The sequence below is a fragment of the Acinetobacter amyesii genome (assembly GCF_023499985.1).
In the GTDB taxonomy this organism is placed as follows: domain Bacteria; phylum Pseudomonadota; class Gammaproteobacteria; order Pseudomonadales; family Moraxellaceae; genus Acinetobacter; species Acinetobacter amyesii.
Genome location: NZ_JAMCOU010000018.1, coordinates 22,951 through 44,162 on the forward strand (window position 1 = coordinate 22,951; position 21,212 = coordinate 44,162).

The 21,212-nt window shown below is 40.0% G+C and carries 25 protein-coding genes and 1 rRNA gene; 18 read left to right on the forward strand and 8 right to left on the reverse strand.

The features are described 5' to 3' along the window. Positions 1–30 precede the first annotated feature (30 nt). Positions 31–672: a PAQR family membrane homeostasis protein TrhA gene (trhA, locus tag M5F03_RS04445; protein ID WP_180110239.1), complete on the forward strand. Its 642-nt coding sequence runs from the start codon at positions 31–33 to the stop codon at positions 670–672. 145 nt (positions 673–817) lie between these two features. After that, the gene (locus tag M5F03_RS04450; RefSeq protein WP_078194265.1) at positions 818–2,131 is read left to right on the forward strand and encodes an MFS transporter; all 1,314 of its coding nucleotides are present in this window, start codon (positions 818–820) and stop codon (positions 2,129–2,131) included. A 291-nt stretch (positions 2,132–2,422) separates the two neighbouring features. Here M5F03_RS04450 and M5F03_RS04455 read toward each other — a convergent pair whose 3' ends face one another. Next, positions 2,423–3,433, reverse strand: coding sequence for a metallophosphoesterase (locus M5F03_RS04455; protein ID WP_249706904.1), 1,011 nt, complete (start codon positions 3,431–3,433; stop codon positions 2,423–2,425). Between the two features lie 104 nt (positions 3,434–3,537). Here M5F03_RS04455 and M5F03_RS04460 point away from each other — a divergent pair, with 104 nt between their 5' ends. Next, entirely contained in the window at positions 3,538–5,157 is a 1,620-nt protein-coding gene (locus M5F03_RS04460; RefSeq protein WP_228144793.1) for a phospholipase D family protein, read from the forward strand. 44 nt (positions 5,158–5,201) lie between these two features. Here M5F03_RS04460 and M5F03_RS04465 read toward each other — a convergent pair whose 3' ends face one another. Beyond that, a complete protein-coding gene (locus M5F03_RS04465) occupies positions 5,202–6,026 on the reverse strand; it encodes a lysophospholipid acyltransferase family protein (protein WP_180108980.1) in 825 nt (274 codons plus the stop codon). Between the two features lie 410 nt (positions 6,027–6,436). Between M5F03_RS04465 and hflX the strand changes: the two genes are divergently transcribed. The 6 genes from hflX to M5F03_RS04495 all read left to right on the forward strand — a co-directional run bounded on the left by hflX (position 6,437) and on the right by M5F03_RS04495 (position 10,669). Then, positions 6,437–7,771: a ribosome rescue GTPase HflX gene (hflX, locus tag M5F03_RS04470; protein WP_078190104.1), complete on the forward strand. Its 1,335-nt coding sequence runs from the start codon at positions 6,437–6,439 to the stop codon at positions 7,769–7,771. 43 nt (positions 7,772–7,814) lie between these two features. After that, complete coding sequence (locus M5F03_RS04475) at positions 7,815–8,186, forward strand: hypothetical protein (RefSeq protein WP_078194269.1); 372 nt, start codon at positions 7,815–7,817, stop codon at positions 8,184–8,186. Between the two features lie 10 nt (positions 8,187–8,196). Continuing rightward, a complete protein-coding gene (locus tag M5F03_RS04480) occupies positions 8,197–8,871 on the forward strand; it encodes an LrgB family protein (protein ID WP_078190106.1) in 675 nt (224 codons plus the stop codon). A gap of 248 nt (positions 8,872–9,119) precedes the next feature. Beyond that, positions 9,120–9,572 (forward strand): DUF2147 domain-containing protein, encoded by a 453-nt coding sequence (locus M5F03_RS04485; RefSeq protein WP_249706907.1) that lies wholly within the window; start codon positions 9,120–9,122, stop codon positions 9,570–9,572. A gap of 60 nt (positions 9,573–9,632) precedes the next feature. Continuing rightward, positions 9,633–10,082, forward strand: coding sequence for a DUF2147 domain-containing protein (locus tag M5F03_RS04490; protein ID WP_078190108.1), 450 nt, complete (start codon positions 9,633–9,635; stop codon positions 10,080–10,082). A 140-nt stretch (positions 10,083–10,222) separates the two neighbouring features. Beyond that, the gene (locus tag M5F03_RS04495) at positions 10,223–10,669 is read left to right on the forward strand and encodes a DUF2147 domain-containing protein (protein WP_078194271.1); all 447 of its coding nucleotides are present in this window, start codon (positions 10,223–10,225) and stop codon (positions 10,667–10,669) included. Positions 10,670–10,721: 52 nt separating this feature from the next. Here the strand turns inward: M5F03_RS04495 and M5F03_RS04500 are convergent, their stop codons facing one another. The 5 genes from M5F03_RS04500 to M5F03_RS04520 all read right to left on the reverse strand — a co-directional run bounded on the left by M5F03_RS04500 (position 10,722) and on the right by M5F03_RS04520 (position 14,749). Continuing rightward, a complete protein-coding gene (locus M5F03_RS04500) occupies positions 10,722–11,567 on the reverse strand; it encodes a symmetrical bis(5'-nucleosyl)-tetraphosphatase (RefSeq protein WP_078194272.1) in 846 nt (281 codons plus the stop codon). Positions 11,568–11,572: 5 nt separating this feature from the next. Further along, a complete protein-coding gene (gene rsmA / locus M5F03_RS04505) occupies positions 11,573–12,385 on the reverse strand; it encodes a 16S rRNA (adenine(1518)-N(6)/adenine(1519)-N(6))-dimethyltransferase RsmA (RefSeq protein ID WP_078190111.1) in 813 nt (270 codons plus the stop codon). Positions 12,386–12,415: 30 nt separating this feature from the next. Continuing rightward, entirely contained in the window at positions 12,416–13,273 is an 858-nt protein-coding gene (locus M5F03_RS04510; RefSeq protein ID WP_249706910.1) for a pilus assembly protein PilJ, read from the reverse strand. A gap of 21 nt (positions 13,274–13,294) precedes the next feature. Next, the gene (pdxA, locus tag M5F03_RS04515; protein ID WP_249706912.1) at positions 13,295–14,278 is read right to left on the reverse strand and encodes a 4-hydroxythreonine-4-phosphate dehydrogenase PdxA; all 984 of its coding nucleotides are present in this window, start codon (positions 14,276–14,278) and stop codon (positions 13,295–13,297) included. A gap of 90 nt (positions 14,279–14,368) precedes the next feature. Then, the gene (locus M5F03_RS04520) at positions 14,369–14,749 is read right to left on the reverse strand and encodes a hypothetical protein (protein WP_180009219.1); all 381 of its coding nucleotides are present in this window, start codon (positions 14,747–14,749) and stop codon (positions 14,369–14,371) included. 191 nt (positions 14,750–14,940) lie between these two features. Between M5F03_RS04520 and rplM the strand changes: the two genes are divergently transcribed. The 9 genes from rplM (at position 14,941) to M5F03_RS04565 (ending at position 20,830) form a co-directional block, all read left to right on the forward strand. Then, positions 14,941–15,369, forward strand: coding sequence for a 50S ribosomal protein L13 (rplM, locus tag M5F03_RS04525; RefSeq protein ID WP_004722943.1), 429 nt, complete (start codon positions 14,941–14,943; stop codon positions 15,367–15,369). A gap of 12 nt (positions 15,370–15,381) precedes the next feature. Beyond that, positions 15,382–15,768 carry a 30S ribosomal protein S9 gene (gene rpsI, locus M5F03_RS04530; protein ID WP_078190115.1) on the forward strand — a complete coding sequence of 129 codons (387 nt, stop codon included), beginning with the start codon at positions 15,382–15,384 and terminating at the stop codon, positions 15,766–15,768. Between the two features lie 463 nt (positions 15,769–16,231). Next, on the forward strand, positions 16,232–16,885 hold the full coding sequence (locus M5F03_RS04535) for a glutathione S-transferase N-terminal domain-containing protein (RefSeq protein WP_249706915.1): 654 nt from the start codon (positions 16,232–16,234) through the stop codon (positions 16,883–16,885). 27 nt (positions 16,886–16,912) lie between these two features. Continuing rightward, positions 16,913–17,341 carry a ClpXP protease specificity-enhancing factor gene (locus tag M5F03_RS04540; protein ID WP_249706932.1) on the forward strand — a complete coding sequence of 143 codons (429 nt, stop codon included), beginning with the start codon at positions 16,913–16,915 and terminating at the stop codon, positions 17,339–17,341. A gap of 18 nt (positions 17,342–17,359) precedes the next feature. Then, a complete protein-coding gene (locus M5F03_RS04545) occupies positions 17,360–18,001 on the forward strand; it encodes a hypothetical protein (protein WP_249706935.1) in 642 nt (213 codons plus the stop codon). 426 nt (positions 18,002–18,427) lie between these two features. Then, positions 18,428–18,787 (forward strand): roadblock/LC7 domain-containing protein, encoded by a 360-nt coding sequence (locus tag M5F03_RS04550; protein ID WP_180022868.1) that lies wholly within the window; start codon positions 18,428–18,430, stop codon positions 18,785–18,787. Between the two features lie 86 nt (positions 18,788–18,873). Then, positions 18,874–19,848 (forward strand): hypothetical protein, encoded by a 975-nt coding sequence (locus M5F03_RS04555; protein ID WP_249706938.1) that lies wholly within the window; start codon positions 18,874–18,876, stop codon positions 19,846–19,848. 15 nt (positions 19,849–19,863) lie between these two features. Beyond that, positions 19,864–20,409, forward strand: coding sequence for a GTP-binding protein (locus tag M5F03_RS04560; protein WP_249706941.1), 546 nt, complete (start codon positions 19,864–19,866; stop codon positions 20,407–20,409). Positions 20,410–20,419: 10 nt separating this feature from the next. Then, positions 20,420–20,830 carry a roadblock/LC7 domain-containing protein gene (locus tag M5F03_RS04565; RefSeq protein ID WP_078194283.1) on the forward strand — a complete coding sequence of 137 codons (411 nt, stop codon included), beginning with the start codon at positions 20,420–20,422 and terminating at the stop codon, positions 20,828–20,830. A gap of 283 nt (positions 20,831–21,113) precedes the next feature. Here M5F03_RS04565 and rrf read toward each other — a convergent pair. Then, positions 21,114–21,212 (reverse strand): 5S ribosomal RNA (gene rrf, locus M5F03_RS04570); the annotation flags it as partial.

Genomic DNA, 21,212 nt, shown 5'->3' on the forward strand with positions numbered 1-21,212 from the left:
GTATATTTAAATTATTATAAAAGATACGTTATGAATCCTCCCCATCTTTTAGCTTATGACCCAGCTGAAGAAAGACTGAATTTCTATACCCATGCTTTCGGTGCAGCGTTGTCGGCCATCGCAGGTATCCTACTGATTTTAAAAGGATCATATCTTCCAACTGGACAATGGCTTGCACTTTGGGTGTATGCATTCAGTATGCTGTTATTGTTTTCAGCGTCGAGTCTATATCACTTCGCAGAATCTCCTGAGCGCCGTGGTTGGTACAAAAAACTCGACCATACCGCAATCTATTATTTAATTGCAGGCACTTATACCCCGTTTCTGGCAATCGCATTGCCTACCGCAAAAGCGCATTATTTACTCATTGCACTGTGGGTCATTGCTGCAATTGGAACACTATTCAAATTAATTTTCATTCATCGTTTTCAAAAGATTTCGTTGATTGCCTATTTGGTGATGGGATGGCTTGCAGTACTGGTAATGGATGATATGCAACGCTTTTTATCTGATCAAGCTTTAACCTACCTGATCATTGGCGGGCTATCTTATACAATCGGTGCATTGTTTTATGCCTTAAAAAAGGTAAGATATACACACGCTATCTGGCATATTTTTGTATTGATAGGTGCAGGATCACATTTCCTGTCGATTTATCTCTACGTGATATAACCCACTGACACTGCATTCTTTAGTGACCCTAATTCCGCAGTCCGTAAGTTGGTATTTCGTATTTTTTTAAGAAATTACGCCTTTTTTAAAAAGATTACGCTTTTAAAACTAAGTTCAATTATTTTTAGTAAGTGTAAGGTCCACCATGGCGTCTTCAAGTGCTGCTGCCACTGAACAGCAACCAACAAATTCAAAATTCCGCGTACTTACAGCAAGTCTTGTAGGTACCACAATCGAATTCTTCGATTTCTACATCTATGCAACTGCGGCTGTAATTATCTTCCCGCATCTGTTCTTCCCTGCAAGTACAGATCCCACAACCGCAACAATTCAATCTTTAGCAACGTTTGCGATTGCATTTATTGCTCGCCCGATTGGTGCAACATTCTTTGGCCATTTAGGTGACCGTATCGGTCGTAAAGCCACATTAGTTGCCGCTCTCCTCACCATGGGGATTTCTACAGTATGTATCGGCTTGCTTCCAACCTATGCTCAAATTGGTATCGCTGCTCCGCTCATGCTTGCACTTTGTCGCTTAGGTCAAGGTCTTGGTTTAGGTGGTGAATGGTCAGGTGCCGTGCTGCTTGCAACTGAAAATGCGCCAGAAGGCAAACGTGCTTGGTATGGTATGTTCCCTCAATTGGGCGCGCCAATCGGCTTTATTCTTGCAACAGGCTCATTCTTGACCTTAGGTCACTTCATGTCTGAAGCTGAGTTTATGCAATGGGGTTGGCGTATTCCATTCATTGCAAGTGCGCTATTGGTTATTGTCGGTCTGTGGATTCGTTTAAAATTACATGAAACACCAGCGTTCCAAAAAGTTTTGGATAAGCAAAAAGAAGTAAATATTCCGTTCAAAGAAGTGATCACTAAGCACTGGGGGATGTTAATTCTCGGTACGATTGCCGCGATTTGTACATTCGTTGTGTTCTACTTAACCACAGTATTCGCTTTACAATGGGGTACAACCCAGCTTGGTTACACACGTGAAGAATTTTTAAAACTTCAACTGGTTGCCACACTTTGTTTCGCTGCCTTCATTCCACTTTCTGCTGTATTTGCTGAAAAATTTGGTCGTAAAACGACTTCGATTGCGGTATGTGTTGTATCTGCATTGTTTGGCTTAGTCTTCTCAAGCATGCTTGAGTCTGGCAGTACTGCGATGGTGTTCTTATTCCTATGTATCGGTCTTGCGATCATGGGTTTAACCTATGGTCCAATTGGTACGGTATTGTCTGAAATCTTCCCAACGTCTGTACGTTACACAGGTTCAGCTTTAACCTTTAACATGGCTGGTATTTTTGGTGCATCTTTCGCGCCATTGATCGCAACTAAACTTGCAACTGGCTATGGTTTATATGCAGTAGGTTACTACCTAACTGCGGCATCAATCCTTTCATTGATCGCGTTCTTAATGATTCGCGAAACTAAAAATGATGATGTGAATAATCAGGTTTAATCTGCACATAATAAAAAAGCCAGCACCTATTGCTGGCTTTTTTATGTCTCAAATTGAGTCAATGACCTGATTAGCTACTCTATAGTTGACATCATTTCGATTTTATTCATGCATGCAGCTTAGATCCAACTGAGCAATACACATCATCTGTTCCAATACACGGTCATTCACTTAATTTCAAACAGCAAATGAATGGCACGATTCAATTTTATTAACCAAACAAGGCCTGTAGCTCTACATCAAGAAGAACATTCACCAAACCGTTTAGCGATAATGAACGGTAGTTTTTGATTAAATCAACTCGATAATATCAATGGTCGGTGGCACAAGAAAACGGAAAGGTACCCCAACCATGCCCGTACCAACAGTGACAAAGACATCTGCATTGTCATGCTGATATAGCCCTTTTTTATGACCTAAAATCGACACTTTTTTCATTACATAATCGGTCAACCATGGCAATTCCACTTGTCCACCATGGGTATGACCCGACAACATCAATGGTCGTCCCGGAAGTTTAGGTACCATATCGACGGTATCTGGATTATGCGACAAAATGATCCAAGGTTTATCTTGTGGCAATTCTGGCAAATAGCGCATATCGGCTTTACCAGCCCATAAGTCCCCAACGCCTAATAAGCGAAACTCATTAAACTCAACCACTTGCCCTTCGATATCCACCACATGGTTACTTTCTAATGCATGTTTTAACAGCGCTTGAATAGGCGGACCGGGATATTGCTCATCATGATTACCATTCACCGAATAAATCGGAGCAATAATTTTTTTTAGTACGGCCAGCTCTTCAGCCAACTTATTTTCTGGCTCGTAAGTCCAATCGCCTGCAACCACGACCAAATCAGGATTTTGCGCATTGATTTTATCGACGATCATTTTTAACTGACGTTCATGACCCGAAAATAAACCAATATGTAAATCACCAATTAAGGCAATGCGTACAGGCTTTAATAACTGTCGTGTTTCATGCAATTGATATTGACATTTTTTCACCTGAATCATGTGCGGCTCGATAAATCGGGCATAGCACAAAAGCCCCGTAACAGCACCGACAAAAATCGCTTCATGCAGTGAATAATAACCACTCCAGCCTGCATAAAAGCTAAAGAAGAATAAAGGGATAAGTAAATACGAAAGATAGAATGCCAACAAATGTACGAAGGCTTTAAACGGATGAATCGTTTCCGTGCGCGACTGACTTAACCAAGCTTGAGAAATTGCCCAAACGCCCAGCACAGCCAACCCGATATAAAAATACATCACTACGGAATCTAATTCCCACATACATTTGCTCTACAATTTGCCTAACGAGAAAACTCGGTCACTATATTTATCTTTTCACAGCTGACACTTATACTCAAATCAAATTTTTTAGTATGTCTAACAGTATGAACTCAGCTACACCGAAACAGCAAAATTTGCCCTTCATACACAACCACACTAAGGCGGTTTTGCTGAGTTGTAGCCTTGTTTTGACTTTATCTGCATGTAGTACCTTGCCTAAACAGCAAACTCAACCTGTGGAATATGCCTTTAATACTCCCACTGACGATACTAGCCTTGCGAAAATTGTGCTGCCGCTGCGTGAACAAAATCCAAATTTAACTGGTTACCACGTACTTTATGACCCATTAGAAGCCTTAGCGGCTCGAATCGAACTGATCAATAAAGCCGAAAAAAGTTTAGATCTACAATACTATATTTGGGATAACGACAAAATTGGTGCTTTGGCCCTGCATGCCATGATCAAAGCTGCAGATCGTGGGGTGAAAATTCGTTTATTGGTCGATGACAACAATGCAAAAAAGATGGAAGGGATTTATATGGCACTCGACCAGCATGCCAATATTGATGTCAAACTGTATAACCCATACCGCTTCCGACATTTCCGCCCTGTCGATATGGTGCTGGATCTAAAACGCATCAACCGCCGTATGCACAACAAAAGCTTTATTGCAGACAATCAAATCGCATTGATTGGTGGTCGCAATATGAGTAACCAATACTATAACGTCAGTGATAATTATCAATTTTCCGATGTTGACGTCATGCTGGTCGGTGCGGCATCCGATGAAATCATCCATTCTTTTGACGAATATTGGAATGATGATTATGCCTTTCCAGTACGTCAATTGGTCAATCCACGCCACTATAGTTTGCGCTTTGACAGTCTCAAACAACAACTCGATGACTATAACCAAGAAGCCACTGTGGTCAATTATTTGGATTTAGCCAACCGTTCACATGCCTTTGATGACTGGCTCAACAATAAAATCCAATTTGACTGGGTTAAAGCCGAAGTGGTCAAAGATTCCCCAAGCAAAATCAAATCTAAGGCTAAAAAAGAAGAGCATCTCAACTTTCAGCTGCTCAACCGTTTAGATAAACCTGAACAAAGTGTCGATATCGTTTCAGCCTACTTTGTCCCAGAAAAAAAAGGGGCTGAACGCCTAAAAAACCTTCGTGCAGATGGCGTAAAAGTCAGAGTCTTGACCAACTCATTCCAGGCCAATGACGTGCCATTGGTTCATGCTTTTTATAGTAAATATCGCCAAGATCTATTGGAACACGATGTTCAACTCTATGAGTTTCTGTCTAGACCTGATGCAGAAAATCTCAATACAAATACCAAAGAGTTGGCGGAAAAATCTAAAGTTAGTCTAAAAGGTTTAAGCCGTTCAAGCCTACATGCCAAACTGATGGCAATTGATGAAAAACAAGTTTTTATTGGTTCATTTAACTTTGACCCTCGCTCAGCATATTTAAATACTGAAATTGGGGTATTACTGAATAGCCCACGCTTAGCCAAAGCAGTCCACTACACCATGGATGAAAATTTGAGTAAATATGCCTATAAGTTAGTACTCAATGCAGACCAACAGATCAATTGGAAAATTAAGCTGTCAAATGGTCAAACGCGTATTTATCCACGTGAACCGAAAATCAAGTGGTGGCAAAAAGCAGGGGTGAAATTTATCTCTTGGTTGCCGCTCGAAGGCTTTATGTAAGGATTGTGCTGCAAAGGCATCCCCTTGCAGCCTGTATCATTAAATTATTTAGCTTCAACTGGAACTGGCGCTTTAAGAACTTTAGCTTGAAGCTCTGCTAATCCCTGATTCATTTTTTGCTGCACTTCTTGTGTCAGACTGTCAACAGTATGACCTGCCGAATCAATTGCGGGCAATATCATCAGATGCGCTGTGACTTTCGGCATTTCTAAGACATTTTTGACATGTCGATCAAAGCTAATGTCTCCGACATAGGGCGCAATATTATCGAGTTCACCGTCCTGATTCACATAGCAAATTAAGCAAATTTGGACTGGACGTTCGGCTTCAATTGCCGCACCTAAAATACGACCATGAATTTTTTTAATTTTGCTGCCATCTGAAGTGGTGGCTTCTGGAAAAAAGAGTACCGGCGTATCTTGTTTTAAGAAGCCCGTAATTTGTTCTTTAATTTTAATTGAATCGCCAGAGCCACGCTTAATAAATAAGGTGCCACCGCCTTTCGCCAAATTACCCAGCACTGGCCATTTTTCAATTTCAGCTTTCGCCAAAAAGAAAACACGTGCACCAGAACCTAAAACTGCCACATCTAACCATGAAATATGATTACTTACCCAAAGGGCTGGTTGTCGTGGAATTTCACCATGCACTTTGACTTCAAGATTGAATACTTTGCATAACTTGCGACAAAAATACTGCACATAGCGAGTATTTTGCGGGTTATTCGGGTCTTTATACAATTGATGACGATAAACCAAATAAAAACCCTGCGTCACGGCAACAGCTGCTGCACCGACTTTTTTACAATACAAATAAAATTTTGAAAACACATTAATTTGCGGTGTATTGACGATTTGAGGTTGATTCATAAACGGTTCACTAAAAGGACACGGTGCCACAATTTGGCGTAAATTTTCATCATCATATACCGAAGACAGTTTTTTTGCATTGATCATAAAAACCGAAGTCGAAGATAATATTTTCCCATTTTAATCGTTTTTAAAAATCAAATATTATTTTTATATCGGTTTTAAAGGTTAAAATTATGAATCATTCATATTCAGACAATCCCTCTATTTCTTCATGGCAAGCGTTAAAAGCCATTGCTGGTTTTTCATTGATATATGTGAGTGTGCTTTTCTTATTGGCGCTGAGCTTTCGAAGCTTTCTCTAATTGAATAGCACGACATACAGAACTTAGCCATTAATCCCTCACTTAGATTAACCATCGCACTGCATTTTCGCCTAAAATGAATCTTTAAACAGGAGTGTGTGCTGAGTGGAAAATTTAAATCAACATCAAGCGAGCGGTGAACGCGTAATTTTAGTCAGTGTGGCAGTACAAATGCTTGCAGACCTTGATGCCGAAGAATTCCACTTACTTGCTCAATCTGCAGGTGCCAATATTCTGCAACATGTGCATGCTCAGCGTATTAAGCCTGATGCCAAATTATTTATCGGCTCAGGGAAGGCTGAAGAAATTGCAGAAGTGGTTGCAGAGCATGAAGCCGAATTGGTCATCTTTGACCATGCCCTCACTCCTGCCCAAGCACGTAATCTTGAACGCATCATGCGTTGTCGTGTGGTCGATCGTACAGAATTAATTTTAGATATTTTTGCCCAACGCGCACGTACCTATGAAGGTAAATTGCAAGTTGAATTGGCCCAATTACAACATATGGCTTCACGACTGATTCGTAGTCGTGGCGATCTCGATAGCCAAAAAGGTGGGATCGGCCTACGTGGACCGGGTGAAACGCTGCTGGAAACTGACCGTCGGCTACTCAAGCTCCGTATGGGACAACTCAAAGCGAAACTTGAGAAAGTCCGCCAAACACGTATGCAAGGTCGTGTGGCACGTCAAAAAGCTGCTGTTCCAACCGTGTCATTGGTGGGTTATACCAATGCTGGTAAATCGACCTTATTTAATAATTTAGCAAAAAGTGATGTCTATGCAGCAGACCAACTTTTTGCGACACTTGACCCAACTTTACGCCGTCTACATTGGGATGGCATCGGCAACTTAGTTCTCGCAGATACTGTAGGTTTTGTGCGTAATTTATCGCACTCACTGGTCGAGTCGTTTAAAGCCACCTTAGAAGAAACGTTGGAGGCGACCTTATTGTTACATGTCATTGACTCCAGCAGTCCGGACATGATGGAACAAATCGAGGCTGTCGAAAAAGTACTGAAAGAAATTGGTGTCGATGTTCCGATTCTGCGCGTTTATAACAAAATTGATGTCAGTGGCGAAGATCCTAAAATCATCTATGGCAAGCCACATCAGCCGGAACGTGTCTATGTCTCAGCACATAGTGGTAAAGGTCTTCCCTTATTACGCCAAGCGGTTCAAGAATGCTTAATGGGACAGATTCAAAGCTTTGAAGTCCGTCTAAAACCGGCTTATGGCAAATTAAGAACACAACTGTATGCGCTCAATGTGATCCAAAATGAAAGTTATGATGAACAAGGCAACTTAATTTTGCATGTCATCATTGCCCCGCATAAGTTAGAACAACTGATTAAACAGGCGCATTTACCCATCGAAGAAATTTTGGGAACGCGTGCGCAACAATTTCAACGTCCACTTGAAGAATTTGAAATTAAAGACTAAATCGGTTAAAACTTGATTAGTATAATTTTAACGAAAGACAAAAATGGACTGGATCAAGCGCATCGACTGGAAAGCCTGGATAGGCACTATTGCATTAATTATTATTTTCCGTGAAGGCGCGGTCTGGGTCATGAAGCAATTCAATCACCCAGAATTAGGCAATCTAGTCGGTTTGATTGCCCTCTTGATCGTGCTTTCATTTTGGAGAAAATTCAACAAAATTCCAGCCAGTTTGGTCGATACCAATAATAAAATTATGAAAGAAAGTGCCTTTGCCTTCCTACCTATTAGTGCAGGCTCATTGCTAATGATGATGCATTTAGGCGATGAAATTCCGATGTTTTTGATTGTTCTCTTTGTCAGCACCCTCATACCGCTGTGGGTCTACGCAAAAATGTCTAAGAAATGGCTATAGGATAATCAACATGCTTTCAATCATCTCTGGATTCATCATTACCCTGATCGCCTATCTTGTCGCAAAACCTATTAATAAAAAATTACCGCAAATCCCCGTGATTGTGATTGGGATGTTTTTCGTCATTGGTATGCTCTATCTTTTTGGCATTTCCTATGAAAGTTATATGGCACAGGTCAATCCACTGTTCAATAACTTACTCGGCTATGTCACAGTGGCCTTGGCTATTCCTTTAGCAGCGATGCGCTACGATGACTTGCCTTTAAAAGCCGTGGGCGGGATTTTAGTCTTTGCCAGTATCAGTGCCGTTGCCCTCCCTATGGGGCTGGCTTATTTGCTGCATTTGTCAGATCCAACCATTATGGCTTTTGCTACACGGGCAGTGACCACCCCTATTGCCATCAACATTGCAACGCTGCTGCATTCCCCGATTCCTTTGGTAATTTTGATTGTGATTTTATCAGGGGTGATTGGCGCAGCATTTTCACCCATCATACTCAAAAATATTCATGATGAACGTGCATCAGGACTCGCCTTAGGACTTGCTGCACATGCGATTGGCACAGCTCAAGCTTGGCAGCGCGGCAGCATTGCTGGGCGCTATGCGGCATTTGGCATGGCGGTAAATGCAGTATTCACAGCAATCTGGTTGCCAACTTTCATACTCTATCTACAAAATATGTGACTGAGCAATCACTTTTAAATGATTGTTTTGTATAAAAAATAAACTTAATATAAATTCAAGGGTACACCACAACACATTGAACGATGTGCTGTGGATGTTACATTTTTGGTAAAGGCACTTTTGTGCAACATGTCAACTTTCCCGAATAAAATGTAAATATTTACGCTTAGAGTAGTTGCTCTAAGTTCAAATATTACCTAGTATGATCAATAAACCCTCACAAAGTGTATTGATAAAGGATTATTAATATGATCGAAAAAAGTTTGAAATGGGCTGCATTATTCGGTGCTGTAGTTACAAGCTCCGCACTCTATGCTCATGATCTTACAGGGACTTGGCAACAAATTGACGATAAAACTGGTTCGCCTAAAGCACTGATCGAAATTCGAAAAGATGCCAAAGACACCTATACCGGCAAAATTGTGAAAGTGACGCCACGTCCGGGTTATACACCAAAGGAAAAATGTGTGAATTGCCCTGCACCTTATACCAACCAGCCTATTTTAGGGATGGATGTATTTAAGGGGCTGAAACTTGAAAGTGAAAATACCTACTCTCAAGGAAAAATTATTGATCCTTTAGCAGGCAAAATTTACAGCTTAAAAGGCAAAATTTCTGCCAATGGTAAGCGCTTACATTTACGTGGATATCTGGGGATTTCCGCGATTGGTCGTACACAGACATGGATTCGCGTTGAATAAATTTTAAATTTATTCAGTAAATTGATTTGATATAGGTGAACCACCTACAGGGAATATCTGATGAAAAAATTAAAAGTGAGCCTCTTATTCTTAGCTGCTGTAATGAGTGGTTCAGCTTTTGCTCAAGACCTTTCAGGGACTTGGCAACAAATTGATGATAAAACTGGTTCACAAAAAGCCATTATTGAAATCCGTAAAGAAAGTAATGGCACATTCGTGGGTAAAATCATCAAAGTGACGCCGCGTCCGGGCTATACGCCACGTGACACCTGTGTAAACTGCCCTGCACCTTATAAAAACAAACCGATTTTAGGCCTTGATGTGTTAACTGGTTTAAAACATGTTGAAGGGACCAATAATTACGACAAAGGCCGTATTATTGACCCACTTTCTGGCAAAATTTACGACACAAAAGTTCGCTTAAATGCCAGCGGAAAACGTCTCACGCTGCGTGGCTATATGGGTGTTTCAGCACTCGGTCGTAGTCAAACTTGGATTCGCCAAGAATAAGCTCAGTGTTATAAAAACCGCCAACATGGCGGTTTTTTTATGCCTAAGATATTCAAATTATTTTAAAAATAAAGTTGACTATTCTCGTAAACTTTCTAACATACGTGCTCATAAATCACGCTTCTAGGGGAAAAGCGATTATGTTTAAAAAAATATTATTCAGCCTTTGCACATTCGGATTGATGAATGGTGCATTTGCAAATGACATTGCTGGCACGTGGCAACAAATTGACGATAAAACAGGAGCGGCCAAAGCGATTATTTCGATTCACAAAGAATCCAATAATACCTATACCGGTAAAATTATTAAAATTACGCCACGCCCGGGCTATACACCGCAAAAAAACTGCAATAAGTGCCCTGCACCTTATACCAACCAACCGATTCTCGGCATGGAAATTGTTAAAGGTTTAAAGCAAATTAATAATACAAATAATTATGAAAAAGGTCGTATTATCGACCCTCTTTCTGGCAAAGTTTATGATGCTAAAGTGCGCTTAAACAGCACAGGAAAACGTATTTCGATCCGTGCAAGTATTGGCGTTTCAGTCTTAGGTCGTAACCAAACTTGGATTCGTTTAGACTAATCCTCACACCAATAAAAAGCCGCATCAATGCGGCTTTTTTATTTTTAAATACTTACATTACAGGATTATCGACAGCAAACATGTGCTGATCTTCTAAACGATAGGCCATCAACTGATTGCCCCAGACACATCCGCCATCCACATTTTGGATTTTTGCTGAAATGCTTTTTCCTTGTAAAGCAGCCCAATGACCAAAAAGAATTTGATGGGTCTGAGCTGCTTGTGACTCAAACTCAAACCATGGCTTAAAACCCTTCGGCATAGGGTCATCGAGTGAATCTTTAAAACTAAACTCTAAACGGCCTTCTGCATCGGTTAAGCGCATGCGGGTCAAATAGTTGGTAATACAGCGTAAGCGCGCATGACCAGACAAATCATCCGTCCATAGGTTCGGCTCTTTACCGTACATCACTTGAAGAAACGCATCAACCACATCAAAGTCGTCATGACCAATCACCGCTTCCACCTCTTTTGCCAAGTCTGCGGTTTGCTGCGCAGTCCAATTCAAAGGAATGCCTGCATGGGTCAAAATGGTTTGCTCATTCGGAAATAGACACAGCGGCTGCTTGCGCAACCAATCGATCAAATCATCACTTTCTAAAGCGTGAATCACATCATCGATATTGTCTTTAGGATTGATATCCTTAATACCACGAGCGCATGCCAGCAAAGTCAGATCATGATTGCCCAGTACCGTCGCCGCAACTTCACTATCCACTAATTTTTTGATGAACCGCAAAGCGCCTACCGAGTTTTCACCCCGTGCGACGAGATCACCGGCAAACCATATAAAATCTTGGTCTGCATCAAACTTGATCTCTTTCAGTAAAGCTTTTAATGCTTCAAAACAGCCTTGAACATCACCAATGACATAGTTATAGCGAATATTGCGAGTCATAATTATTAAGCCACCATTTGATCTGCTAATGCGACAAATTCTGCAAGTGTTAGGGTTTCAGGACGCGCCATTGGATCAACCCCTGCATTTTCAAAACCATCTTCAACCAACATGCCTTTTAAGCTGTTACGCAAGGTCTTGCGGCGCTGAGTAAAGACATGTGAAACCAAACGCGCAAGCGCTTTTTCATCTTTCGCCACAATCGGTTTAACGGCATAAGGCTCTAAACGGAATACCGCAGAGGTGACTTTTGGCGGCGGATTAAACGAACCCGGCGGAACTTCAAATAAAAACGTCGGTTTGCAGAAGTATTGAATCATCACCGATAAACGACCATATTCTTTAGTATTCGGTGAAGCGGTAATACGGTCCACGACTTCTTTTTGCAACATGAAGTGCATGTCTTTGACTTTGTCGCCAAACTCCAAGAGATGAAACAGCAGCGGTGTCGAGATGTTATACGGCAAGTTGCCAACCACACGCAGTGGACGGCCTTCGGCAAACAGCTCGGTAAAGTCATATTTCAGCGCGTCGGTTTCAACAATGGTCAAGCGCTCGGGATGCGGCACACGGCCCGGCAAACCTGCGGCTAAGTCACGGTCCAGCTCAACCACAGTTAAAGCATCGCATTCACCAATTAAAGGCGATGTAAGCGCAGCAAGACCGGGACCAATTTCGACAATATTGTCACCAGTACGCGGATTTACCGAACGTACAATTTTGGCAATAACACGTTGATCATGTAAGAAATTCTGTCCAAACCGCTTACGCGTGTGATGCCCTTCATCTTTTGGGTTTAGGGCATTAATTTGATACATAAAATTCTCCGCATAGGTTTATTACAACGATTACTGACTTGATTCAAATTCACTCAAGCGAGCAAAAATTTCTTCGGACTTGGTCACATTATCCCGAGCCGCTTTAATTACACTGAGCAATGGCTCTCTTTGTTGCAACAAAGCCATTGTTTCAGATTTCATCATTTCTTCAGTTTCAGCCTGAATGGAGAGCAAACTTTCACGCATTTCAGCATTGTTTACGCGCTCTACACCCAGTTCGGGATTACCATTCAGTTGAGCCTTCAAATAAATATTGAAAGTTTCAAAATCTGCTAAAAAGTCATCTAAATCGTCTGGATGAATAGAATTCACATCAGTTAACTTCAGCAAAGAACTCAACATTCGTCCCGCAATATAGACTTGATTTTTGGCAATCATTGCTTGAATAGCTGAATTGTTTACTCTAGCCATCATATCAGCCAGAATATTATATTCAGCTTGAATACCCGGAATGGTTTCACTTACAAGAAGTTGAGATTCATATAGCGCACTCAGGCTATTTTGATGCTGTACAAGCAGATCAATATTAGCATTGATTGCCTGTCCATCTTGAAGCATTTTATCAGCACCATCACGATTCGCATATTTTTTATGCACCGCAGTCAGCGCTTGATTAAATTTTTGCTGATTATGTTTAAAGCCATCCACGGCAGCCGGTGATGCAAAACGTATAAATCCTTCCGTCTGTTTTGGAATTTGCAGCGATAATACTTTTAATTCACAAGAATGATGATCTGTAGCGAGCGTTGAGCATGCTGACAGCATCAACGCTAACGCAATCCCAAAAAATGGGCGAATGATCGATTTTGCCCTAAGCATCTTGTTATTTTCCTGTTTTATTTTTGATAATTTTTTACTATTATTCATATAAAATTCAAACCTTTATTATTAAGTTTCGTTATTTTTCGCACGTGCTAATTCTAAAGCCAAATCAACCGCCACCTGTAAACTCGAACTTTTAGCAAGACCAGTTCCAGCCAGTGACAGTGCTGTACCGTGATCCACTGAAGTCCGAATAAATGGCAAGCCCAAAGTGATATTGATGGCTTCGCCAAAGCCCTGCGACTTTAACACAGGCAAGCCCTGATCGTGATACATCGCCAAAACCGCATCTGCATCTTTTAAATTTTCAGGGGTAAATAAGGTATCCGCAGGTAAACTCAAGCTCATATTGATTCCCTGAGCACGATAGCTTTCCAGCACGGGATTAATCACTTCAATCTCTTCCATGCCCAAATAGCCGTCTTCACCCGCATGCGGATTAAGACCGCACACCAAAATATGTGGGTGATCTTTCTTAAATTTGGTTTTTAAGTCATGAATTAATATATCAATCACTTGATGTAAGCGTTCTTTGGTAATTGCATCTGCTACAGCGCGCAAAGGCAAATGTGTAGTTGCAAGCGCCACACGTAAAGTTTTGGTCGCAAGCATCATCACGACACGATCAACGCCTGCAAATTCTTGATAAAACTCCGTATGTCCACTGAAATGAATACCGGCATCATTAATAATCGACTTTTGCACAGGTGCAGTTGCAACACCTACACTTTTGCCAGACATCGCATAATCTGCAGAACGACGTAATTGTTCCAACACATAGGCTGCATTATTCACATCTAACTGACCTGCGATGACAGATTTAGCCACAGGTACATGTTCCACATAAAGCTGACCTAGAGCTGCTGAACCCTCCTGCCCAACATAGTCAATCAGTTCAACTTCGAGCTTTAACTGTTGAGCACGCTTGAGCAGCAAATCTTTATCAATAAGAACCACAAGTGGCCTTTCATCTATTCGATTGGCTAAGCTCAAACAAATATCAGGTCCGATACCTGCGGGTTCACCGCTCGTGATATATAAAGGCAGCATGGGTCTATCCTGTGTGTGCAATAGCATTATTATACTGTGTGATGCACATGACAGACCTAATTTTATTGATTAAAAATATCGGACTAAAACTCAAAAATAAGCGCGTTGTGCGACATTGTATGGGATGAAATCGAAAGCAAAACCTGAAATGCCAATGATCCAAATCAGTGCAATAAGAATGACAATGCCGCGCTGAACGGCTGACACATGTTGCGGGTACTTCGTTATCAGCCAAAAAGACATACCACCCACAAGCAATAATCCAATCAACAGATAAACCAATAAATAACTAAGGAAAAATAAAGTGAGCATCATTAACCAAACGATGATCGCACCATCCGCCCCATGCAAATACACCAAATACAAAAAAGTTGGGCTTAAAACCAAGGCGCTACATAAGCCCATTAATTGCAACCATTGCCGCCAAAATGAGGGTTCAGATGTGTTTTTTAACAGATTAGAATTCGACATGATTTACTTTCATCCGCTTTTTTTATAATTTCTGGATTATCTGCTGTTTATTGCTGAAGAAATATACTACAATACAGCGCTTGAAATTTTATATTTTCATTTGTGATTCTTCACGTATTCGTATAGAATCGCGTCTCCTTTTGTTTGGACAGCTTCCATAGTCCAAACCAACTATAATAGGTAGTGGTTTAATGAAAACTCTCAGCGCTAAGCCAGCTGAAGTTCAACACGACTGGTACGTTGTTGATGCTTCTGGCAAAACTTTAGGTCGCCTTGCGACTGAAATCGCTCGTCGTTTACGCGGTAAGCACAAAACTTCTTATACTCCTCACGTTGACACTGGTGACTACATCGTTGTTATCAATGCTGAGCAAGTTCAAGTGACTGGTAAAAAATCACTTGATAAGAAATATTATCGCCACACTGGTTTCCCTGGTGGTATTCGTGAAACTAATTTCGAAAAATTAGTTGCTCACAAACCAGAAGAAATCTTCGAACGTGCTGTAAAAGGCATGTTGCCAAAAGGTCCTCTTGGTTATGCAATGATCAAGAAAATGAAAGTGTACGCTGGTACTGAGCATCCACATACTGCTCAACAGCCACAAGTTTTGGACATCTAAGGGATACAGCACATGGCTACTAACTATGGTACAGGTCGCCGTAAGACCGCAACTGCACGTGTTTTCCTATCAGCTGGTACTGGTAAACTCGTAATCAACAACCGTTCTTTAGAACAATATTTCGGTCGTGAAACTGCTCGTATGGTTGTTAATCAACCACTTGAGCTTTTAGAAGCTACTGAAAAATATGACCTTTACATCACTGTTGCTGGTGGTGGTATCGGTGGTCAAGCAGGCGCTATCCGTCACGGTATTACTCGTGCATTGATCGCTTCTGACGAAACTCTTAAACCTGCTCTTCGTCAAGCTGGTTTCGTTACTCGTGATGCTCGTGAAGTTGAACGTAAGAAACTTGGTTTACGTAAAGCTCGTAAACGTCCTCAATTCTCTAAACGTTAATTCGTTTACCGAATCGGACAAAAAACCTTGGCTTATGCCAAGGTTTTTTTATGTCTTAATTTTTATGAAGATGATGCAAATAGAATAACGATCCGATAAACAAAGAGACTCAAACTCGCAATTAAGCATATAACCGACAGTGTTAGTGTAATTGTACAGATGGTCATTTTGCTTTTTTGTTCTAGGCTATCATCCTCTGCTCCATAATCAGAGGCATAACCTCCAGCGAGTGCCGTATAAAAGCCAATGCCCATAAAAATAACAGAAGCGAAAAATAATAATTTTTTGTACAAGTGCAATGGTCATCATGCGGTGACGATCAGGTAAATGAATGACATGAAAAGCTATCAAATAAAACAAAACTGTAATTTTCACTGTAGCTGCATTGATATTGCTAAAGTCTCCGTGATTTTACTGTCTAATTTTAGTATCCTATCTTATTCATTTCTCATCGTCTCGGATTATGTCAATCGAAAATGCACCTCTCCAAGGGATTACGCTTTACAGTCATGCGGATGACTTTCGCTCACACTGGATACGCTATGTACTTGCAGAGAAGCAAATCAAACATAATTTAATTATTGCTGATGATGAAGACGAAGATCTTGCAAGTTTAAATCCCTACAATCAACTTCCGATGATGATTGAAAATGGCCTAAAACTCTATAACAGCAGTATTATTGCCGAATATCTGGATGACCGATATCGTCAAAATAAACTGTATGCAGATGCACCCATGCCTCGTGCAGAGCAACGTCAATATGTATGGCGCTTCGAACAAGATTGGTTAAGACTTGCCGATATTATGCTTCGCCATCCCGATACCCTCGATGAAAAAGCCAAGCAAAAAGCACAAAAACAATTACGTGATACACTCATTTCACTAACCCCCTTGTTTCAGCATTATCCTTATTTTATGTCTGAACAATTTAGCATGTTAGACTGTATGCTCGCACCTGTATTTCTGCGCCTAAAAGCCATGGGGATTGAGCTTCCCAAACAGCAATGCCGCCCTATATTTCTCTATTGCCAACGCATCTTTAGCCGTCCTGCATTTATCAAATCGATGACATTGCAGGAAAAAAATCGCTATAGCGAGCTTTTAGCGAAAAATTAATTTCCCATAAATATTCGAGTAAGCATTATGTCTGAACAAGAACTACAACTCACTCCAACGCGTCCATACTTAACACGGGCACTTTATGAATGGATTTGTGACAATCAACTTACACCGTACCTACTTGTCGATGCGACACAGAATGGTACGATGGTGCCAATTCAATATATCCAAGATGGCCAAATTGTCCTGAATATCGCACCTCATGCAACGCATGCGCTACACATGAGCAATGAGACGATTACTTTCTCTGCACGCTTTGGTGGCGTTTCGCAAAACCTCTATATCCCCTTTTCTGCTGTTCTAGGTATCTATGCACGTGAAAATGGTCAAGGCATGTTCTTCGATCCTCAAGAATATGAAGGTATTCAGAATGATCAAAATGCTTTAAAATCAAACGACCAAGAACAACAAGAGCAGCCGAAGAAAAAACCAGGTTTAAGGTTGCTCGATTAAAGAATAAGGAAGCGAATAATGGCTTTTGATTTAGTACAATATTTTGTCGAACAAATAGAATCTCAAAAGCCTACGCTTTTAAGTCATTTAAATCGTGAAGAAAAACGTCAACATATACGTGAAATTAATGCATTAACTTTTGGTGAATTGATTCATCAGCTCCACATTAATGCTCAAAAGGTTTATCAAGAAATTACTCATCCTGATGAACTCTATATTCAAGAAGTTTCACGCCATCTGACCACCAATCCATCGAATGCATCAATATTAGAGCGCTCTGAACTTGAGCACCTAACAACTGAAATTTTTCATTTACAATTAAATGAATTAAAGCAACTTCATGATACCGGCTCACACTCACCACAAAGCATTCAAGAATTACTCAATGGACAAATTGAACACCTTTCTGGTCAAGCGGATGATTGGGTTTGGTCAACAAACAACCTAACAGAGCTTCTTGGTTCTAAACCCAATCTGCAAGAAGAGATATCATTAGAAGCATCAATGAAGGAGTTCAATCAAATGGTTAATCAACAACATACTCAAGAAGATGTGACAACTGAAGTACAAGTTCCAACTTGGTCAAAAATTGTAGAGCCTATTGTTGCAGTGGTGATTTTATGGATTTTGGCATCTGCAGCTTGTAAAATTTTTTCTTAAGTAGCTTCATTTGTCTAAATCAATGACCTGCTTTTTAAGCAGGTTTTTTTAAATCGAATATTCTAAATTACACGCCTTTAGATCACTTTTTGTTTTCTTTATGTAAATCGGTCAGCTTTATTCTGCAAAAATTGAGTTTTGTCACACCATTTACAAAATATTACATTTGAATTTTTGGTAAATTTTATATCAAAAATAAAGTTCTAAAATACATAAAAAATATATATAGCAAATTAAATCACATTTTTTAAATCCTAAAACTTAACGCTATATTTAGAAAATATTATCCTTTTAAAGCAAAAAATTAATTTTATTGCAAAGCCCCTTACGCTTCCTATAATTAAATTATGTAGTTAAAAACGCTAGTTTAATTACCTAAATATCTACAAATAATAATCATGTATAACCTAAAAGAGGGGCATAAAAATGGCTAAAGTTTCATTAGAATCACTCACAACAATCGACGGTTTTCATGCAGCGGCACTGGTAGACGGTGAAAGTGGCCTAGCTATGGCGACACAAGGCGGTGGAGATATTGATTTAGAATTAGCAGCTGCTGGAAATACTGAAGTGGTTCGCTCCAAAAGACGTGTTGCTCAGTCACTCAATTTAGATGATCACATTGTTGATATTTTAATTACCTTAGGAAAGCAGTATCACTTGATTCGTCCACTGGAAAATAATGAATCCGTATTCTTATATTTAGTACTTGATCGTGCCAAAGCAAACCTAGCCATGGCTCGACACGAATTAAAAACCTATGAAAAAAACTTAGATTTTGCTTAATTTCACCCAACCCTCTTATGCCAATAAGAGGGTTTTTTATTCCCAAAATGTTTTACAGGTTTGAATAAAATTAGTCGAGGAACACCATGAATAAGCAATATATCAATATCGGCATTGCAGGATTAAGTATTCATGATTCAGATCAACTCAAACATCAGCTTTACGCAATTTTTCCACAGCACTTTAATATCCAATGGAAAAGTGCATCTGATGTGAATCTCGATTGCTTATTTATTCATGAGCGTTTTTTTGACACCGAAGGAATTCAAAAAATATTAACTCGCCGCGCTTTACCTTGGCTCAAGATCTCGAAAGACAACCAACAATCAGGGCGCGTCAGAAACAATACACTGTTCCTACCCGTGGATGATAATCAAGAGCTCAATCAATGGATTGATAAACATCTCGTCAGCCATAATGGCCTTAACGAATCCATAGAGCATGCACAAAAATGTCAAACTCAAAGCTTTAGCGATTTTAATTTGGAAGATGATTACTTCAAAAAAATGTATGCAGAAGATAACCATGAAAAATTACACCTATATGATGATCTAGGTACAATAGCGGTAATCGATACCGCGCAAAATATAGCTTGGCTCAACCTCGAGCGTCAACTTCAACACACAGATGCTAGTTTTAAATATGATTTCGCATCAATTGAAGATATGACCCATGTAAGTCGAAAGCACCCCGTCATCCTTCAAGACTGGATATGGAATCTATTTTGGCAAACTCCGAATTTTTACCAAACAGTTCCTGAAGATGGTCATTTTCGAATTTTAAGCTGGCCAAAACCTGCTGAACATTTATCTCATAAACAAATTTTTCAACTTTCTGCATGTTTTATCCAGGGCGCAAAGATATCAACGATCGCAGAACAATATGATATCCCCCTCAGCACCGTTCGGCAGTTCATTGCTGCGAATATGGCATCACTGAATATTAAAAAAATAAATCTTTGGGATAAACATTACACGCCACCTGAAACGCATGAACCAACAGAAGAAAAGAACTTTGTGCAAAACTTCTTTCGTAAATTACGGCGTAAATTTGGATTTTAGAATAGGACATCAAACATGATTCTTCAGCAATATAAAATTGTCTTTGCTGGTTCTATGGGTGCTGGAAAAACTGAAGCGATCCGTTCACTTTCTGATATCCCAGTTTTACTGACCGAGGCGTTTAATACAGATCAAACCAGCCATCAAAAACTTGAAACCACAGTAGGTATCGACTACGGAGAAGTGACCTTAGAAGATGGTTTAAAAATAGGTTTATATGGTACCCCTGGACAAAGTCGTTTTGATTTTATTTGGCCAGTTATTTGTCAAGGCGCAATCGGGACGATTATCCTGATTGATCATAATGTTAATGACCCCTTAAGTGAACTCGAAAGCTACTTAGAAACCTTCCAAAACTATACAGATAACATAGCCATTGGAATTACCCATACAGATGAAATCACCAGTTCGACAAATACCGCTATCTATAAGGATTGGTTAATTAGTCAGGACTTATATTCGCCCCTATTCTTTATTGACTGTCGCAAAAAATCTGACATTTTACTGCTTCTTGAAGCTTTAATTACCTCAATCGAAGTAAATCACTATATCACTGCATAAGGAGCTACTAATGTTTAATGTCACAAAACGCACCGCTTCGAATGAGTTAATACAACATGCCCGTGAACAAATAAATAATATTATTAACAATGCACGAGGCGTTCATTTCATCATGGTGTGTTCAACAGATGGATTTGAGCTAACGAGTGTTTACAAACGTGGGCAATATAACAATAGCAAGTTAGCTGCGGTTAGCAGCTCTATCCTTGCAATGGTGTCAGCATTTATTAAAGAAATTCATTTGGTCGGTTGTCAAAATATAACCTTAGATGCCGAAAATGGAAAAGCGATACTTGCATCTGTTGCTGCACAAAATCATCCCATGATTATTGTGGCATTGACTGATAAGGACATTTTATTAGGCCAAGTCTTATATATGCTTAAAGCTGCAACGCAATCAATTATTTCAGCGGATCAATAAACTTTATAGAAATATTAAAGACTATTAAATTTATATTTGAGGCAGAAATATTCATTTATTCGTCACTTTAACTTATTCATTTTCCTATTCTATTCTTCTATTTTTCTATTCTTCTATTCTTCTATTCTTCTATTCTTCTATTCTTCTATTCTTCTATTCTTCTATTCTTCTATTCTTCTATTTTTCTTTTCTTCTATTTTTCTTTTCTTCTTTTCTTCTTTTCCCTTTTTCCCCGCATAAAAAAACACCCCCTGCACTAGTCAGGGGGTGTTTTCGAATAATGAGCTGGCGATGACTTACTCTCACATGGGTAACCCCACACTACCATCAGCGCTAAGAGGTTTCACTTCTGAGTTCGGGAAGGGATCAGGTGGTTCACTCT

What these genes read in the sequence shown, in the direction of transcription:
- M5F03_RS04560 (WP_249706941.1), top strand. Translation starts at nt 19,864, where the DNA reads ATGATTCTTCAGCAATATAAAATTGTCTTTGCTGGTTCTATGGGTGCT.
- M5F03_RS04520 (WP_180009219.1), bottom strand. Translation starts at nt 14,749, where the DNA reads ATGTCGAATTCTAATCTGTTAAAAAACACATCTGAACCCTCATTTTGG.
- M5F03_RS04565 (WP_078194283.1), top strand. Translation starts at nt 20,420, where the DNA reads ATGTTTAATGTCACAAAACGCACCGCTTCGAATGAGTTAATACAACAT.
- M5F03_RS04540 (WP_249706932.1), top strand. Translation starts at nt 16,913, where the DNA reads ATGTCTGAACAAGAACTACAACTCACTCCAACGCGTCCATACTTAACA.
- M5F03_RS04480 (WP_078190106.1), top strand. Translation starts at nt 8,197, where the DNA reads ATGCTTTCAATCATCTCTGGATTCATCATTACCCTGATCGCCTATCTT.
- M5F03_RS04490 (WP_078190108.1), top strand. Translation starts at nt 9,633, where the DNA reads ATGAAAAAATTAAAAGTGAGCCTCTTATTCTTAGCTGCTGTAATGAGT.
- rsmA (WP_078190111.1), bottom strand. Translation starts at nt 12,385, where the DNA reads ATGTATCAAATTAATGCCCTAAACCCAAAAGATGAAGGGCATCACACG.
- M5F03_RS04550 (WP_180022868.1), top strand. Translation starts at nt 18,428, where the DNA reads ATGGCTAAAGTTTCATTAGAATCACTCACAACAATCGACGGTTTTCAT.
- rplM (WP_004722943.1), top strand. Translation starts at nt 14,941, where the DNA reads ATGAAAACTCTCAGCGCTAAGCCAGCTGAAGTTCAACACGACTGGTAC.
- M5F03_RS04500 (WP_078194272.1), bottom strand. Translation starts at nt 11,567, where the DNA reads ATGACTCGCAATATTCGCTATAACTATGTCATTGGTGATGTTCAAGGC.
- M5F03_RS04545 (WP_249706935.1), top strand. Translation starts at nt 17,360, where the DNA reads ATGGCTTTTGATTTAGTACAATATTTTGTCGAACAAATAGAATCTCAA.
- M5F03_RS04510 (WP_249706910.1), bottom strand. Translation starts at nt 13,273, where the DNA reads ATGAATAATAGTAAAAAATTATCAAAAATAAAACAGGAAAATAACAAG.
- M5F03_RS04460 (WP_228144793.1), top strand. Translation starts at nt 3,538, where the DNA reads ATGAACTCAGCTACACCGAAACAGCAAAATTTGCCCTTCATACACAAC.
- M5F03_RS04535 (WP_249706915.1), top strand. Translation starts at nt 16,232, where the DNA reads ATGTCAATCGAAAATGCACCTCTCCAAGGGATTACGCTTTACAGTCAT.
- rpsI (WP_078190115.1), top strand. Translation starts at nt 15,382, where the DNA reads ATGGCTACTAACTATGGTACAGGTCGCCGTAAGACCGCAACTGCACGT.
- M5F03_RS04465 (WP_180108980.1), bottom strand. Translation starts at nt 6,026, where the DNA reads ATGAATCAACCTCAAATCGTCAATACACCGCAAATTAATGTGTTTTCA.
- M5F03_RS04455 (WP_249706904.1), bottom strand. Translation starts at nt 3,433, where the DNA reads ATGTGGGAATTAGATTCCGTAGTGATGTATTTTTATATCGGGTTGGCT.
- M5F03_RS04450 (WP_078194265.1), top strand. Translation starts at nt 818, where the DNA reads ATGGCGTCTTCAAGTGCTGCTGCCACTGAACAGCAACCAACAAATTCA.
- M5F03_RS04485 (WP_249706907.1), top strand. Translation starts at nt 9,120, where the DNA reads ATGATCGAAAAAAGTTTGAAATGGGCTGCATTATTCGGTGCTGTAGTT.
- pdxA (WP_249706912.1), bottom strand. Translation starts at nt 14,278, where the DNA reads ATGCTGCCTTTATATATCACGAGCGGTGAACCCGCAGGTATCGGACCT.
- M5F03_RS04555 (WP_249706938.1), top strand. Translation starts at nt 18,874, where the DNA reads ATGAATAAGCAATATATCAATATCGGCATTGCAGGATTAAGTATTCAT.
- trhA (WP_180110239.1), top strand. Translation starts at nt 31, where the DNA reads ATGAATCCTCCCCATCTTTTAGCTTATGACCCAGCTGAAGAAAGACTG.
- M5F03_RS04475 (WP_078194269.1), top strand. Translation starts at nt 7,815, where the DNA reads ATGGACTGGATCAAGCGCATCGACTGGAAAGCCTGGATAGGCACTATT.
- M5F03_RS04495 (WP_078194271.1), top strand. Translation starts at nt 10,223, where the DNA reads ATGTTTAAAAAAATATTATTCAGCCTTTGCACATTCGGATTGATGAAT.